The 14,067-nt window shown below is 63.4% G+C and carries 12 protein-coding genes; 9 read left to right on the forward strand and 3 right to left on the reverse strand.

Features of this window, described 5'->3' with window-relative positions; genetic code table 11:
- The first annotated feature begins 35 nt into the window (after window positions 1–35).
- The 6 genes from CDQ91_RS16765 (at window position 36) to CDQ91_RS16795 (ending at window position 7,606) form a co-directional block, all read left to right on the forward strand.
- On the forward strand, window positions 36–2,168 hold the full coding sequence (locus tag CDQ91_RS16765; protein ID WP_084758123.1) for a ParB/RepB/Spo0J family partition protein: 2,133 nt from the start codon (window positions 36–38) through the stop codon (window positions 2,166–2,168).
- Window positions 2,169–2,368: 200 nt separating this feature from the next.
- The gene (locus CDQ91_RS16770) at window positions 2,369–3,397 is read left to right on the forward strand and encodes a DUF7146 domain-containing protein (protein WP_088473846.1); all 1,029 of its coding nucleotides are present in this window, start codon (window positions 2,369–2,371) and stop codon (window positions 3,395–3,397) included.
- Between the two features lie 255 nt (window positions 3,398–3,652).
- Window positions 3,653–3,871: a type II toxin-antitoxin system Y4mF family antitoxin gene (locus tag CDQ91_RS16775; protein WP_054586719.1), complete on the forward strand. Its 219-nt coding sequence runs from the start codon at window positions 3,653–3,655 to the stop codon at window positions 3,869–3,871.
- On the forward strand, window positions 3,868–5,124 hold the full coding sequence (locus CDQ91_RS16780; RefSeq protein ID WP_054586720.1) for a type II toxin-antitoxin system HipA family toxin: 1,257 nt from the start codon (window positions 3,868–3,870) through the stop codon (window positions 5,122–5,124). Before CDQ91_RS16775 ends, CDQ91_RS16780 begins: the two co-directional genes overlap by 4 nt.
- Before the next feature lie 551 nt (window positions 5,125–5,675).
- On the forward strand, window positions 5,676–6,617 hold the full coding sequence (locus tag CDQ91_RS16790) for a DUF2493 domain-containing protein (RefSeq protein WP_054586722.1): 942 nt from the start codon (window positions 5,676–5,678) through the stop codon (window positions 6,615–6,617).
- A gap of 65 nt (window positions 6,618–6,682) precedes the next feature.
- A complete protein-coding gene (locus CDQ91_RS16795; protein ID WP_088473847.1) occupies window positions 6,683–7,606 on the forward strand; it encodes a nucleotidyltransferase and HEPN domain-containing protein in 924 nt (307 codons plus the stop codon).
- A gap of 39 nt (window positions 7,607–7,645) precedes the next feature.
- Here the strand turns inward: CDQ91_RS16795 and CDQ91_RS16800 are convergent, their stop codons facing one another.
- The gene (locus CDQ91_RS16800) at window positions 7,646–8,224 is read right to left on the reverse strand and encodes a PIN domain-containing protein (protein WP_088473848.1); all 579 of its coding nucleotides are present in this window, start codon (window positions 8,222–8,224) and stop codon (window positions 7,646–7,648) included.
- Entirely contained in the window at window positions 8,221–8,529 is a 309-nt protein-coding gene (locus CDQ91_RS21580) for a helix-turn-helix domain-containing protein (protein ID WP_237246023.1), read from the reverse strand. The genes CDQ91_RS16800 and CDQ91_RS21580 overlap by 4 nt, the downstream gene beginning before the upstream one ends.
- Window positions 8,530–9,101: 572 nt before the next feature.
- On the opposite strand from CDQ91_RS21580, the gene CDQ91_RS16810 reads away from it, so the two are divergent.
- The 3 genes from CDQ91_RS16810 to CDQ91_RS16820 are packed head-to-tail and all read left to right on the forward strand — an operon-like array spanning window position 9,102 to window position 12,813.
- A complete protein-coding gene (locus tag CDQ91_RS16810) occupies window positions 9,102–10,892 on the forward strand; it encodes an ATP-dependent nuclease (RefSeq protein ID WP_088473849.1) in 1,791 nt (596 codons plus the stop codon).
- Window positions 10,892–12,316, forward strand: a complete 1,425-nt coding sequence (locus tag CDQ91_RS16815; protein WP_088473850.1) for a UvrD-helicase domain-containing protein — start codon at window positions 10,892–10,894, stop codon at window positions 12,314–12,316. The genes CDQ91_RS16810 and CDQ91_RS16815 overlap by 1 nt, the downstream gene beginning before the upstream one ends.
- Before the next feature lie 47 nt (window positions 12,317–12,363).
- Window positions 12,364–12,813 carry a hypothetical protein gene (locus tag CDQ91_RS16820; protein ID WP_088473851.1) on the forward strand — a complete coding sequence of 150 codons (450 nt, stop codon included), beginning with the start codon at window positions 12,364–12,366 and terminating at the stop codon, window positions 12,811–12,813.
- A gap of 45 nt (window positions 12,814–12,858) precedes the next feature.
- Here the strand turns inward: CDQ91_RS16820 and CDQ91_RS16825 are convergent, their stop codons facing one another.
- Entirely contained in the window at window positions 12,859–13,659 is an 801-nt protein-coding gene (locus CDQ91_RS16825; protein ID WP_088473852.1) for a hypothetical protein, read from the reverse strand.
- Window positions 13,660–14,067 lie beyond the last annotated feature (408 nt).

The following is a 14,067-nucleotide window of genomic DNA, read 5'->3' on the forward strand; positions in this document are numbered from 1 at the left end:
GAGTGTCCCGCGGCGGCCCGTCATGGAGAATGGCCATGGCCAGTGCAAAACGAAAGATCACCCTCAGCCCGTCGCGCGATATCCCGTTCGACCGGCTTGTCCTCAGCCAGGCGAACGTCCGGCGCGTAAAGGCGGGCGTGTCGATCGGCGAACTTGCCGACGACATCGCGCGCCGCACCCTGCTGCAGAGCCTCAATGTGCGCCCGCAGCGGACCGATGAAGGCGCGGAGACCGGCTTCTTCGAAATCCCGGCGGGCGGCCGCCGCTATCGCGCGCTCGAACTGCTCGTGAAGCAGAAGCGGCTCGCGAAGGATGCGCCGGTCCCCTGCATCGTCCAGCAGACCGCCGGCATTCTCGCCGAGGAGGACAGCTATGCCGAAAACGCCGTTCGCGAGGCGCTGCATCCGCTCGACCAGTTCCGCGCGATGCAGGCGATGGTGGACAAGGGCGCCGAAGTCGAGGCGATCGCGGCGTATTTTATGACGACGCCCGCCGTCGTTCGCCAGCGTCTCAAGCTCGCCTCGGTCGCCCCGGCGCTGCACGAGCTCTATGCCGAGGATGAAATGACCCTGGATCAGTTGATGGCCTTCACGGTATCGGACGACCATGAGCGGCAGGTCCAGACCTGGGAACTGCTCGCGCACAGCTTCAACAAGTCCCCGGCCTTCATTCGCAGCAAGCTGACCGAGAACAGCGTGCGCGCCGCCGACAAACGCGTTCGCTTCGTGTCCGCCGACGCCTATGTTGCGGCAGGCGGCAGTATCGTGCGCGATCTCTTCGAGGCGGACGATGGCGGCTGGCTGACCGACCCCGCGCTGCTCGACCGGCTCGTGTCCGAAAAGCTCGCGGCCATCGCCGAGCGCATCGGCGGCGAAGGCTGGAAGTGGGTCGAGGCTCTCGTCGATTTTCCCTATGGCGCGACCCGGGGCCTGCGCGCTCTGGGCAGCAGCGAGGTGCCGATGACGGAGGAGGAAGCGGCGCAGGTCGTCGCGCTCGAAGCGGAGGCGGACGCGCTGTCGCACAAATGGGCCGACGAGCCCGACGTTCCCGAGGAGGTGCATGCGCGCCTCGAGGCGATCGAATGCGAGATCGGTGCGCTCGCCGATCGGCCGCAGATCTTCGACGACGCCGAGGTGGCGCTCGCCGGCGCATTCGTCTCGATCGACTATGACGGGACGATCCGGGTCGACCGCGGCTTCGTGCGGGCCGAAGATGAGCCTGCCGCCGAGGAGGAAGAGGTTGCGGATGCGGCCGAGCCGAGCAACGATAACGAGCCCGATCGCGAAGCCGGCGCCGATGCAGGCGGCGAGGAGTGCGATGGGTCGGGCGCGGATGCGGAAGAAGACACGCTGAAACCGCTGCCCGAGCGGATCGTGTCGGACCTGACGGCCTGGCGGACGCTCGCGCTGCAGGATGCCTTTGCGGCCAGCCCGCAGGCCGCCTTCGCCGCGGTGCTCCACGCGCTCGTCCTGTCGATCTTCTACCGGACCAGCCACGAGACCTGCCTCAAGCTGTCGGTATCGACGGTCTATTTCACCAACGAGCCCGCCGGGCTGCGCGACTGCGCCCCCGCCCGGTCGATCGAGGCCCGGCACGCCGCCTGGCGCGAGAAGCTGCCGACCGGGGACGCCGACCTCTGGGACGCCTTGCTTGCCCTCGATGCCAATGAGCAGGCGATGCTGTTCGCGCATTGCGCTTCGCTCGGCGTCAATGCGCAGGCCGAGATCCTGCCCAAATATCCGAACGGGCGCATCTCGGCGCACGGCGTCGAGCGCCGGATCGTCCACAGCCATGTGCTCGCGCGCGTGGTGAACCTCGATGTCGTCGCGGCCGGCTGGCGCCCGACCGCCGACGGTTATTTCCGGGGTGTGACGAAGGCGCGGCTTCTCGCCGACGTCGCCGAAGCGCGCGGGCCCGAGTTCGCCGGCATGATCGACCATCTCAAGAAGCCGGACATGGCCCGCGAAGCCGAAAAGCTGCTCGAGGACTCGGGCTGGGTCCCCGAGCCGATGCGGACCCCCGCCCTCGAAGCGGTTGGCGGTGACGCGGATGCGGGCCACGCCGATGCCGTTCCTGGAACGGACGAGGCGGTGACCGGGACCGAAGCCCTGGGTGGGGAAGGCGACGGTGACGGCGACTGGGATGAGATGCCCGTGGCCGCCGAATGAGCGTTGGGCGGGGCGGCTTCGGTCGTCCCGCCCTTTTTTCGTTCGCGGCGATCGGCGCGTGCCGCGCGTCGCGGCATATTGTTGAAACGGGCGGGCGCTCTGTGCCATCCTCCGCTCTGCCGGCAGGGGCTGCCGGCGCCGTTTGCGAGGATCGGTCGTTGCTGGCGACCGCCGTCCCGCGCTCGTCGCCGGAGAGCCTTATGGACAGCATTTCCGATATCGTCGTCCGCCTTGCCGACAATGCCGAGGCCGTCTGCCGCCGCTATCTTCCGAACGGCCGCCGCGAAGGCCGCTACTGGCTCGTCGGCGATATCCGCGGCACGCCGGGTCGCAGCCTCTATGTGCTCCTGTCCGGTGAGAGCGGTGCGCGCGGTCGGGCCGGCAAATGGACCGATGCCGCGAGCGGCGAGCATGGCGATCTCCTCGACATCATCGCCGCGAGCTGCGACCACGCTTCGATGCGTGATACGCTTACCGAGGCGCGGCGCTTTCTGAGCCTGCCCATGCCGCTGCCGGATAGCGCTGCGCTGCGCGCTCGCAAGGTCCGGCAGGGAACGGAAGCGGCGGCGCGGCGGCTCTGGGCGGCATCGAAAACGGCCGAGGGCACGCTGGCCTCGGCCTATCTGGCGTCGCGCGGCCTTGGCATTGAATCCGCGGCGGGATCGCTGCGCTATCATCCGCGCTGCTATTATCGCGCCTCGCGCGACGATGCTGCCAACGTGCCGTCGGCCTGGCCGGCGATGATCGCCGCGGTGACCGATGATCTGGGCGTCGTCGTCGGTGTCCATCGCACCTGGCTGGCGCCTTCGGGCGGCAAGGCGCTCGTCGCCGATCCGCGCCGCGCCTTGGGCCATCTTCTCGGGCACGGCGTTCGCTTCGGCGCTGCCGGCGAGGTCATGGCTGCCGGCGAGGGTATCGAAACCATCCTGTCGCTGCGCGAAGCGCTGCCCGAAATGCCGATGATCGCGGGGCTGTCGGCGGCACATCTCGCTGCCATCGAATTTCCGGAATCGCTGCGCCGCCTCTATGTCGCCCGCGACAGGGACCCGGCTGGGGCGGCTGCGTTGGCAACGCTCGGCGCACGCGCGGCCTCGGCAGGCGTCGCGGTCCTGCCGCTCGATCCGCGCCACGGCGATTTCAACGAGGACCTCATGGCGGTTGGTATCATGGGCCTTGTTGTCGGCGTGAGGGAGCAACTCGCGCCCGAGGATAGGGGGCTTCTGACATGATCCCGTCCTTGCGGCCGTCTGCCTCGGGGTGGCAACGCCTCTAGGTAGCAACCTTCCTGTGTGTCGCGCGATCGATCGGCCTGCCGGGCGTGAGCCGTCAGCTCGAAGCCGGCTCGCGGAGATGGGGCGGTGCGATATTCCCGATCGGGAATTATATAGGCCCCATTCGCTTTCAAAGTCATAATATTCCCGATCGGTAAAATTACTTGAAGAGACGGTCCTCCTCTGCTACAAAATTCCCGAACGGGAAGATTTATGGATATCGGTAGCATAGGGCAGATGGTGCGCCGCGTGCGCAAGCGGGCAGGGCTCCGCCAAGACGAACTCGCGGGCGCGGCGGGCGTCGGCATCCGCTTCATCGTCGATCTCGAAGCCGGCAAGCCGACTCTCCAGGTCGGCAAGGTGCTGCATGTCCTCGACGCGCTCGGCATCGTCGTTGCGCTGACCACGCGTAGCGAAGGCCTGACGGGATGAGTGTCCTCATCATTTATTGGGATGGCGTGCGGGTCGGCAATCTGGCCCGCAATGGCGAGGGCACCATGTTGTTCCGCTATGACGACGAATGGCTCGCCGATCCGGCGTTTCGCTCCATTTCGGCATCGCTTCCCCGGCAAGAGGGGGCCTTTACCCGCGCCCAAACCCGGCCCTTTTTCGCTGGCCTTCTCCCCGACGAGGGGCAGCGCGAGGCCGCCGCCCGGGCCGCGGGCGTCTCGCGGCAGAATGACTATGCGCTGCTCGACGCCCTTGGCGGCGATGTCGCCGGTGCGCTCGTCATTCTGCCGGAAGCGGAGGCGGTGCCCGCGCCGTCGGCCGCGGCACCCGAAGCTCTCGATCAGGACGCGCTGGCGGCGCTTCTGGAAGAGCTTCCGCGCCGTCCCTTTCTCGTCGGCGACGAGGGCATCCGCATGTCGCTCGCCGGCGCGCAGCCGAAGCTTCCCGTCATATTGGTCGATGGCGCGCCGGCCTTGCCGCCGCCGGGGCAGCCGACGACACATATCGTCAAGCCCGCGATCGCCCGCTTCGAGAATAGCGTCGAAACCGAGGCCTTCGCGATGCGTCTCGCGGCGGCGGTCGATCTTGACGTTGCCCGGGTCGAGCCGCGGCGGGCGGGCGCGATCGCCTACCTCCTCGTCGAACGCTTCGACCGGCGCCTTGAGGGCGGCATCATTCGCCGTATCCACCAGGAAGACTTCTGCCAGGCGCTCGGTATCGCGCCCGAGAATAAATATGCGATCGAGGGCGGGCCGGGCTTTGCCGCCTGCTTCGACCTCGTCCGCCGGACCTGCACGACGCCCGCGCGCGACCTGCTGCGTCTGCTCGACGCCGCCATCTTCAATGCGGTCATCGGCAACGCCGACGCGCATGGCAAGAATTTCAGCCTTCTCTACGCAGATGATGAAGGCGACGCGGCGACGCATCTGGCACCGCTCTACGACCTGATGGTCACCGCTTATTATCCCGAAGTGGCGACCCGCTTCGCCATGCCCATCGGACGCGCGAACCAGCTCGAAAATCTCGATGCGGACGCATGGGCGCGCTTCGCTGCCGACATGCAGCTTGGCGTCCCCTTCGTCCGCCGCCGCGTATACACACTCGCAGGCCGTATACGCGACGCTGCGCCCGCTGTTGCCGCGACCCTTGCCGCTGAGGGCTGCGAAGCGTCGGTGCTGGACAACCTCGCCGCACTCGTCGCCGCGCGCGCCGACAGGATCGGCGGCGCGCTCTAGCCGGGCGCGCGCAGCGAGCTCTTGAAGACGACTTCCGGCTGTCCGGACGATCCACTCCATAGCAGCGAATGCTCGCGCTCATGAGGGTCGACGTCGCTTTGATCATCGGCATCATCGCGCGATCACGGCATCGCCATATAATCGCGATCACCGCGATCACCGCGATCATCGCAATCATCGTCCCGCCATCATGGCCCCTTTTCCGCCGATCACCCGAAGCCTGCCGATCGCCGGGAACGGTGACGGCGCCGCGATCGGGGACATCATGGTAGCGGCATGATCGCCCTGTGCCGGACCGCGCCTTCGGCCTTCGCTGGAGGGCGACTGCGGCACGCGGGGGCGGGCGCCGCAATGTCTTGCCGGGCGGCTATTTTCCGCCGGGGCTCGCGCCCCTTTGCATCGCGAAACAAAATAGCCTTCGGCCGCCATCCTCCGCTGGCGCTTCGGCCGCGCGGGGGCTCGCCCCCTTGCGGTGCGGGCCCGCCCCGCGTGCCGCGAGGCGTCGCCGCGAAGGCCGCGAAAGGCGCGGCCGCAACCGGAGACCAAGCGCCATGACCGACGATGCCGACCATCCCTATCCCGACACGTCCTTCGAACCCGGCGCGAGCGCGCATCTTCTCGAGGAAATGCAGCTCCATGGTTATCGCCCCTTCGAGGACGAACCCGACGGTCGCCCCCTTCCCGACGATCGGCTCGCGAGCGGTGCCGTCGCCGACATCTTCGATGCGCTCGCGGGCTGTCTTGTTGATACACGGATCGAACCCGATCTCGAGGATCTGCTCTGGGGCGTCGTCAATCTCTTCCATGGCGCAGGCACCCGCATCGAACGCGACCTCGACCGCAACGAGGCGGCGCAGCGCGAACTCCAGCGCGGCCAGGACGGCAGCGAAATCCGCTCGGTCGAACTCGAGCGTGCGATCGCCGAAGGCATCACCCTCATCGAGCGGCGCGACGCGATGGAATTTTTCCGCGAATGCGCCGCCGAGCAATATCGCATCCATGCCCGCAAAGCCTGGGTCCCGCGCACCGGTTCGCGCATCCGTCACCAGACGATGACCGCGGCGGTGATCGACAGCCGCGACTTCATGGACAAGAGGCTCCGCGAAAAGGCCAGGGCTTTGATCCCCGAGGGCACGCGCATCGCTTTTTCGGGCGGTCCTTCCTGCAACGATCATCAGCATATCTGGTCGGCGCTCGACCGGGTGCATGCCCGCCATGCCGACATGGTCCTTCTCCACGGCGCGACCCCGACCGGCGCCGAGCGCGCCGCCGCCTGCTGGGCCGACGCGCGCAAGGTTCCGCAGGTCGCGTTCCGCCCCGACTGGAACCGCGACAAAAAGGCCGCGCCCTTCAAGCGCAACGAGCGGCTGATCGACGCCATGCCCGCCGGGCTCATCGTTTTCTCGGGCACCGGCATCCAGGACAATCTCGTCGACAAGGCGCGCGCGTTCGGCATCCCGGTCTGGGATTTCCGTATCCGCGAGGCACCATGAGGTGCCGAATTGGACCTGACCGCGCTTGCCATCGGGCGAGCATGTGACCACAGAAGGAACGAGCGATGCGTACCGATCTCGATCATCTCCCGGCCAACAAGCAGCGCGAGCTCGAGCGCGTGAAGGCGATCATCTTCGAAGAATTCGAGGATGCCTTGGCGCTCGGCACGATGAGCTGGAAGAAGAAGGGCCGGATCGACAAGATCATCCTCTACGGCAGTTATGCGCGCGGCGGCTGGGTCGACGAGCCGCACACCGCCAAGGGCTATCGCTCGGACTTCGATCTCCTCATCATCGTCAACGACAAAAGGCTGACCGACAAGGTCGACTTCTGGGCCAAGCTCGACGACCGGCTGACCCGCGAGCTCGCGATCGACAAGACGCTGCACACGCCGGTGAACTTCATCGTCCACACGCTACAGGAGGTGAACGACGGGCTCGCGCACGGGCGCTATTTCTTCATGGATGTCGCGCGCGACGGGATCGCGCTCTACGAATATGACGACAAGGAATTGCACAAACCGAAGCCGAAGACGCCCGAGCAGGCATTGGCGATGGCACGGGAGTATTTTGAGGAGTGGTTTCCAGCGGCTATGCGTCGCCAGGATTTCGTAAAGTTCGGCATCGAGCGGGGGCATCTGAAAGAGACAGCCTTTGAGCTGCATCAGACGGCGGAAACTTTGTACCACTGTGTTTTGCTGGTCTGCACCTTTTACACACCGCACGTGCACAATCTTGGCTTTTTGCGGACGCAGGCTGAACGCATCGACATGCGTCTCGTCGATGCCTGGCCGCGCGACCTGAAGGCTGACCGGGCGCGGTTCGAAAAGCTGAAGGAAGCCTATGTGAAGGCGCGCTATTCGAAACATTATCGGATCAGCGAGGAAGATTTGCTCTGGCTCGCCGGGCGTGTTGAGGAGCTTGGCCAGGCAGTGCATGCCATTTGCGCGGAACGTATCGCAGAGATGGAAGCTCGTGCCGGCGCGTAGCGGCTTCCGGGCTCTATCTTTTTCCTTTGCGAAATCGCTTTACAGCAGGTCGATATTTTCGCGCAGCATCGAGGCGAGCTTGGGTAGGCCTTTCTTCTGCAGATCGAAGATGAACTCGCTCGGCGTGAAGGGCGGCCGGGCGCAGCAGCGCCGCATCGTCGCAAGCGCGGACAGGGCCTCGGTCGGATAAAGTTCGAATGTGCTCGCGAGGAAATCGTCGGCCGAGACCGCGCTGATCCCATATCCCTTGAGCTTCACGTCCGGGAAATCTTTCAGATTCTCGGTCACGATATGCTCGGCACCGGCTCGGATCGCCGTCGCCAGGACATGACGATCGTCCGCGTCTGGCAGATCGAGACTGTCGATCAGGTCCGCGCCGCCGGTCACGCACCCTTCGGGAAAGGCGATCCGCATCGCCGTGATTTGTGCATCGATGCTGGCCTCATAACCGGGCTTCTGGCCAAGGAGGTTGCGGCGCCATTCGTCGAGGATTGTTGGCGACCAACGCGCGCGAAACAGCCCTGCCTCGGCGAACCGAAGCGGGGCGTCCCTTACCCTGAACGGATAGAGCACATTGGCGTCGAGAACGACGACGAAGCGATCGGCTATGCACCTCAATCCGCATCGAACTCCTGGCCAAGGCGCTGAAGATCGGAAAGTGCGCCGCTTCGCTCCGTATCGCGCTGCGCTCGAAACGCGAGCACGTCGCTCGCCCGCACGCGTCGGTGCGATCCGACCTTGTGGAACGGTATCTTCCCGTCGCTCAGCATCGACACCAAGAAGGGACGCGACACGTTCAACAGGTCGGCCGCTTCCTTCGTCGTCAATTCCGCTCCATATGGAACGAACGTGACCATTTCGCCGCGGGCAACATGTGTCAGCACATCGAGAATCAGTTGTCCGAGGGCCGGCGACAGATCCACCTCGGTCCGGTTCCCGTTTCGTTGTACGGAGAAGGGAAGGCCCTTGGGCGTGAGTGCCTTGGCAAGCGCACGCGCAGCCTCCGAGGCCTGCCGCACTTCCGTTTCGGTAGGGGGCCGCTGGGAAAGCTCCTGATCGCTCGTATCATTCTCCTCGCTGCCGGGGCCGACTATATATATAGCCGGATCAGCAAACGCAATAAGTGAAATATGTGCAATAAACGTAAACGTGTGTGAATGGTTGCTGAAGCGCCTGTTATGGCAGGTCTGGGCCAGTCGATGTCCGAAGCGTGAGGGGGCTGCAAGGGCAAGACGGGGTCGGCTATGCGCCTCATGTCGGCCGATTGGCACCTGCGGCTTACAACCTAAAAGCAGACGTTGCCAGAACGAGACGTAAGCAATGGCTCGCCGGCAAAAATGCCAACGAGCTACGGCGCAGATCGGACGATCGTGGGTAAGATTAGTGGGGCCTCTGATTAAATCCTACCGCCGCCCTGGATCCAAATATTGTTGATGATCGCGGCTCGACCCCTCAATGTGGGCCAAAGCGCCTTTTGGGAGCGCGGGGGAGGGCAATGGTAGCGATCCGCGAGGTAGAAATTCGGAATTTTCGTGGGATATTCTATCTCAAATGGTGGCCGAGGCATGGACTAAACTGCCTCATAGGACCAGGAGACGCCGGGAAGTCGACCATCCTTGACGCGATCGAGCTGACGCTCGGAGCAAGGCAATCCTTCACCTTCTCGGATGCCGATTTCCATCGCTGCAACATCGGCGAGCCGATTGTCATTGATATCACGCTTGGCGCACTGTCCGACGAGCTGAAAAATCTGGAAGCTTATGGGCATTTTCTCCGCGGCTGGAATCCGGTCAACGGTATCTTGGAAGATGAGACCGCTTCTCATCTCGAGACGGTGCTGACGCTGCGCCTAGTGGTTCGCGACGATCTCGAGCCGCAATGGCTCCTGTATTCTGAAGGGGCAGGTGCTGAGGGTCGCGAGCGAAACCTCCAGTGGAAACATCGTCAGCTGGTTTCCCCTGTACGGCTTGGCACGGTTGCGGCACACCATATGGCACTTGGCCCGCGTTCCATCCTCGGGAAACTGTCGGCAGACGCCACACAAGCGGCGGCCGCGCTCGCAGGCGCGTCGAGACAGGCGCGACAAGCTTTCGCCGATCGTGGTTGCGAAGGCGTGGAGCCGATCCTGGAGGCCTCCAAGCGCATTGCGGATACAATGGGGATCCGGGTCGATGAAGTCAGAGCGCTTCTCGATGTTAGGGGCGTCACGCTGTCGGGTGGGGCAATCGCGCTGCATGACGAGGACCATGTCCCGATGAAGAGCCTTGGATCCGGATCGATGCGGCTGCTCGTCGCCGGACTGCAGAAGGAAGTGGGCCGTTCGTCCATCTTCATCATCGACGAAGTCGAGTTCGGCCTCGAGCCGTACCGCATCGTGAGGCTTCTGGATTCCTTGGGCGCGAAAACCGACGACGGGGGTCAGCAGGTCTTTATGACGACGCACTCCCCGATCGTCCTGCGGGAACTTTCCGCGCCCCAACTTTTCGCGGTCCGCACAGAGCGGAAGGTAACGCCCGCAACGACTTTCGACGATCTGATGCTCTCCCCTGAAGCCAAAGTCACGACGAACTTCGTTCGCCACCTCGGCGTGAGCGAACAGGCTCAGAAGACGTTGCGGGCTTGCGCGGAGGCGTTTCTCGCGCCGAGCGTCATCGTATGCGAAGGCAAGACGGAAATCGGCCTGGTGCGCGGGATGGACCTTTGGCTTCAGGACAGCGGCCACAGGAGTCTTCTCGCGCGAGGATGTCATTGGGCCGATGGCGCGGGCTCGTCGATGATCGAGCGGGCACAGCTGTTCGCGTCGATGGGTTACCGCACGGCGCTCTTCATGGATTCCGACGTACCATATGCTGCGGAAACCTATGCAGCCCTGACGCAAGCCGGGGTCGATGTCATTCGCTGGCAGGATGGTTTTTCTACCGAGGCGGCCATCTTTGCCGCGGCGCCCGCGACGAAGATCTCCGATCTGCTCCAGATCGCGGTTGATTGGCGCGGCGAGGATGCGGTGGATGCGAAGATTCAGAAGCTGAGTGGCAATCGCTACACGTTGAATCTTTGCCGCACCGCATTCGCCGAAGACATGCGTGGCATGCTGGGTCAATGTGCTGGCGAAGGAAAATGGTTCAAGGATATTGAGCCAGCGGAGCGGGTTTCGAGAGCCGTCTTTGCGCAGGCTTGGTTCGACACCGGCGCCGCCTACACCGCTCCGGTCACGAGATTGATGCAGTGGGCTGGAGCTTGGGCTGTTCCCGGCGCGCCCACCGCGGCAGGGACGGCTGCCGGCTAGTGGCGGACGTTTCGCTGATCCTTGCGTCGCGCCGCGGCCATGTCGTCGCGCCTGCTGGCTGCGGCAAGACCGAGTTGATCGCACGCTCGGTTGCCTCCCCGGTTGAGAAGCCGACGCTGATACTCACCCATACGACGGCCGGGGTCGCAGCCCTCCGCCAACGGCTGAAGCGCGACGGAGTGCCGGCCAGCCATTACCGGCTCAATACGATCGCGGGCTGGGCGCTCTGGTTGATATCGATGTTCCCCACTCGGGCCGGATTCCGGCAGGACCCGCTCGCGGCACCGAACTACTCCGAGGTTCAGGCGGCGATCGGACGATTATGCCAGTCGGGTCATATCACCAAGGAATTGCAGGCGAGCTACGGGCGCTTGCTTGTCGATGAGTATCAGGATTGTTCGGTCACGCAGCATTCTATTGTGTCCGGCATTGCCAATGCTATCCCCACCGTCATCTTCGGCGACCCGATGCAGGCGATTTTCGGGTTCGGTGGAGATCCTCTCTCCGACTGGCATTCCGAAGTCGTTGCGGCATTCCCCGAGATCGGTCGCCTGTCGACCCCTTGGCGTTGGTCTAACGCTGGCGCTGATGATCTGGGGCAATGGTTGCTCGGGGCTAGAGACGCGCTGTCGCAAGGCTTGTCCATCGATCTTCGGTCATGCCCCAACCGGATATTCTGGCACCCGATCGGGGCGGACATCAATGCGACGATCACCGAACAGGTCCGCGTCCAGTTCGACATCTCGCGCAATAGCCCGAACGAGAGCATCCTAATCGTCGGCGATCCTATCCGAGCAGGATCGCGGCATGACTATGCAAGTCGTGCAGCCGGTGTGAGCGTCGTAGAGCCAGTGGACTTCCGGGATATTGTGAACGCCGCCGAGAATATGGATGGCCTCAGCGGCGACGCGCTGCTGCAAGCCTGCATCGCGTTCCTGATTCAGGTCATGACGAATGTGTATGGTGATCGGCTGCAACAAAGAATTCAGTCGATCCAGGCCGGTCGCAATCGAACGCCGCCGACACCGCAGGAGCTAGCCGCCATCGCGCTGTTCAATCATGGGGGCTATCCGCAAGCGATCGCATTTCTGAAGAGCATGGCTTCCGATCGCGAGCGCCGGGTCTATCGACACAGCGCGTTCAACATCATGATCGAAGCACTGACGATGGCTGCAGGGGGCAGTACTGAACTCCGCTCTGCAATCGCCCTGCTTCGCGAACGGAACCGGCAAGCGGGACGCATCGTACCTTCCAAGGCGGTCGGTTCAACGCTGCTGCTGAAGGGGCTTGAGGCGCAACACGTCGTCATACTCGATGCCGATCAGCCCGGGTCGGCGATGTCCCGGCAACATCTTTATGTTGCTTTGACGCGCGGAGCTCGATCGGTTCACATTTTTTCGCGCCGCCCTACATTGCCTGCATAGACGGTCCGGAGCGCGGAAATGCGGGATCATGCTGGGGGGTTGGAAGAATGACTTGGCCTGCAGCGATTACGTTGGCGATAGCCGTTCTGGGTGCCGTGCTCGGAATGTTGAACACCTGGAACAGCATCAATGACAGGCGGGTCCGGATTCGTGTCGTTCCCAAATGGAGCATAGCGCCGGGCTTCAGCGGAATGGCGATCGAAGTCGTCAATCTGAGCGCCTTCGCCATAACCATTTCGGAGATCGGATTCACGATCGGACGCAGCCGCGGGCCGTTGCCTCGGCGAGCACCGATACCGGGTCAGATGTTCGTCGACGGAACGGACCTGCCAATCAAGCTCGATCGTCACGGCTCCTTTAGCGGCACATTTTACACAAATGGCTTAGAAGACCTCGATATCGGAAAGGCCTATGCCCTGACGACTTCCGGGGTCATCCGCTACGGTAAAAGTCCAGCGCTTAAACAGTGGATTGCAGGCTTAAAAAGAGGCGCCTAGCGCGTGGCAACGGTATGGCGCCGGGTGCTAGGACCCGGCATCCAACTAGAGTTTGAAGCTTCCGCGATCGGCATAGCCATTCGGTTCGATCGTGAGCGCCGCTACTTCGGCAAGCCTGTGTTTGCGGCAAGCGAACTGATGTGCACTCAGTTCACGCCCAACCTGAAGCCACGCGCCATCACGCCGTTCCAGCCAACCTGACGCGAACACCTCCCCAGCCAGGAAGCAGGCATTCGAACTCTGGATCCAGCGCGCGGCGTCTTCGGTTGGCCAAAGTGCTGCGTGCAGGGACAATTCATCGTAGCCGGCGTCGTTGACGGACGCGATCCCCGAGAGGCCGCCGATCGAGAAGGGATATACGAAGCAAACAAGATGACCGCGCTCGTCTCGATCGGCCCCCGGCCAGCGGTTGTCACCCGGACGGATAGTGAAGGCGCGGAGCCTGATCCCTTCGTTGATCGCCGCGATCATCAAGTTGCGCCATGCACGGCGCCGGATCGACTTGCCATATTTAACCCTTTCCCATCCCTTCGACCTTGTGCGAACGATGGGAACAGGCTCCGGATAGCGAAGGTTATCGAAGTTGAGGCTGCGGTCGGCGCTCGTGAACTTGCGATCGGACAACTGAGCCAGCCTGCTCAGGAATTGTCTCTCGTCCGCCATGACATAATCGGGGTCCTGCCGGTCAGTTTGCCGGATCGTTTCTACGAGCGACATGCTCGTCTTGAAACTGAGGGCCGCCGCGAGCGCCTCGGACAAATGCGAGGACTTGTCCTTCGGGAAACGGTGACGGAGCGTTTGCTTGACGCTGTAGACGGCCTCTTCGGTGAGCGGAATCGCTGCCATGGATCAATCCTTCCAACTGGTCGATGGCCACAGTTTAAGCATCGACCTCGATGTGAAGGTCGATCCGGTATCTAGAGATAGTCCGCTTTAACTCTATGGCAGGTCGGGCGGGACGGCCTGCAATGTTTTTCGCTCAGTGTCCGATGATTCGTCAAGGCTTCAGTTAAGCGGAAGGTAGTTTCCAAATCGGCACAAGAGACCGCTGTCGAGCGGATAAAAGGGCGAAGGGCTCAGCGTCAGTCCTTCGGCTGCAAATCTTCCGGAAAGGGCGCGCGGGTAACTAGGCCGTGTTGACAAAAGACTTCAGCCATAGGCGCGTAGCGGCGAGGTTGAGGAAGCTCTCGAACGAGAGCAGGGTTTTGTCATAGCGGGTTGCGATGCGTCGTTGCTGTTTGAGTTTGCCGAACA

The organism is Sphingopyxis witflariensis, from assembly GCF_002205635.1.
GTDB classification, from domain to species: Bacteria; Pseudomonadota; Alphaproteobacteria; order Sphingomonadales; family Sphingomonadaceae; genus Sphingopyxis; species Sphingopyxis witflariensis.

Coding starts and splice junctions, on each gene's coding strand:
- CDQ91_RS16765 (WP_084758123.1), top strand. CDS start 36: ATGGCCAGTGCAAAACGAAAGATCACCCTCAGCCCGTCGCGCGATATC.
- CDQ91_RS16770 (WP_088473846.1), top strand. CDS start 2,369: ATGGACAGCATTTCCGATATCGTCGTCCGCCTTGCCGACAATGCCGAG.
- CDQ91_RS16775 (WP_054586719.1), top strand. CDS start 3,653: ATGGATATCGGTAGCATAGGGCAGATGGTGCGCCGCGTGCGCAAGCGG.
- CDQ91_RS16780 (WP_054586720.1), top strand. CDS start 3,868: ATGAGTGTCCTCATCATTTATTGGGATGGCGTGCGGGTCGGCAATCTG.
- CDQ91_RS16790 (WP_054586722.1), top strand. CDS start 5,676: ATGACCGACGATGCCGACCATCCCTATCCCGACACGTCCTTCGAACCC.
- CDQ91_RS16795 (WP_088473847.1), top strand. CDS start 6,683: ATGCGTACCGATCTCGATCATCTCCCGGCCAACAAGCAGCGCGAGCTC.
- CDQ91_RS16810 (WP_088473849.1), top strand. CDS start 9,102: ATGGTAGCGATCCGCGAGGTAGAAATTCGGAATTTTCGTGGGATATTC.
- CDQ91_RS16820 (WP_088473851.1), top strand. CDS start 12,364: ATGACTTGGCCTGCAGCGATTACGTTGGCGATAGCCGTTCTGGGTGCC.
- CDQ91_RS16825 (WP_088473852.1), bottom strand. CDS start 13,659: ATGGCAGCGATTCCGCTCACCGAAGAGGCCGTCTACAGCGTCAAGCAA.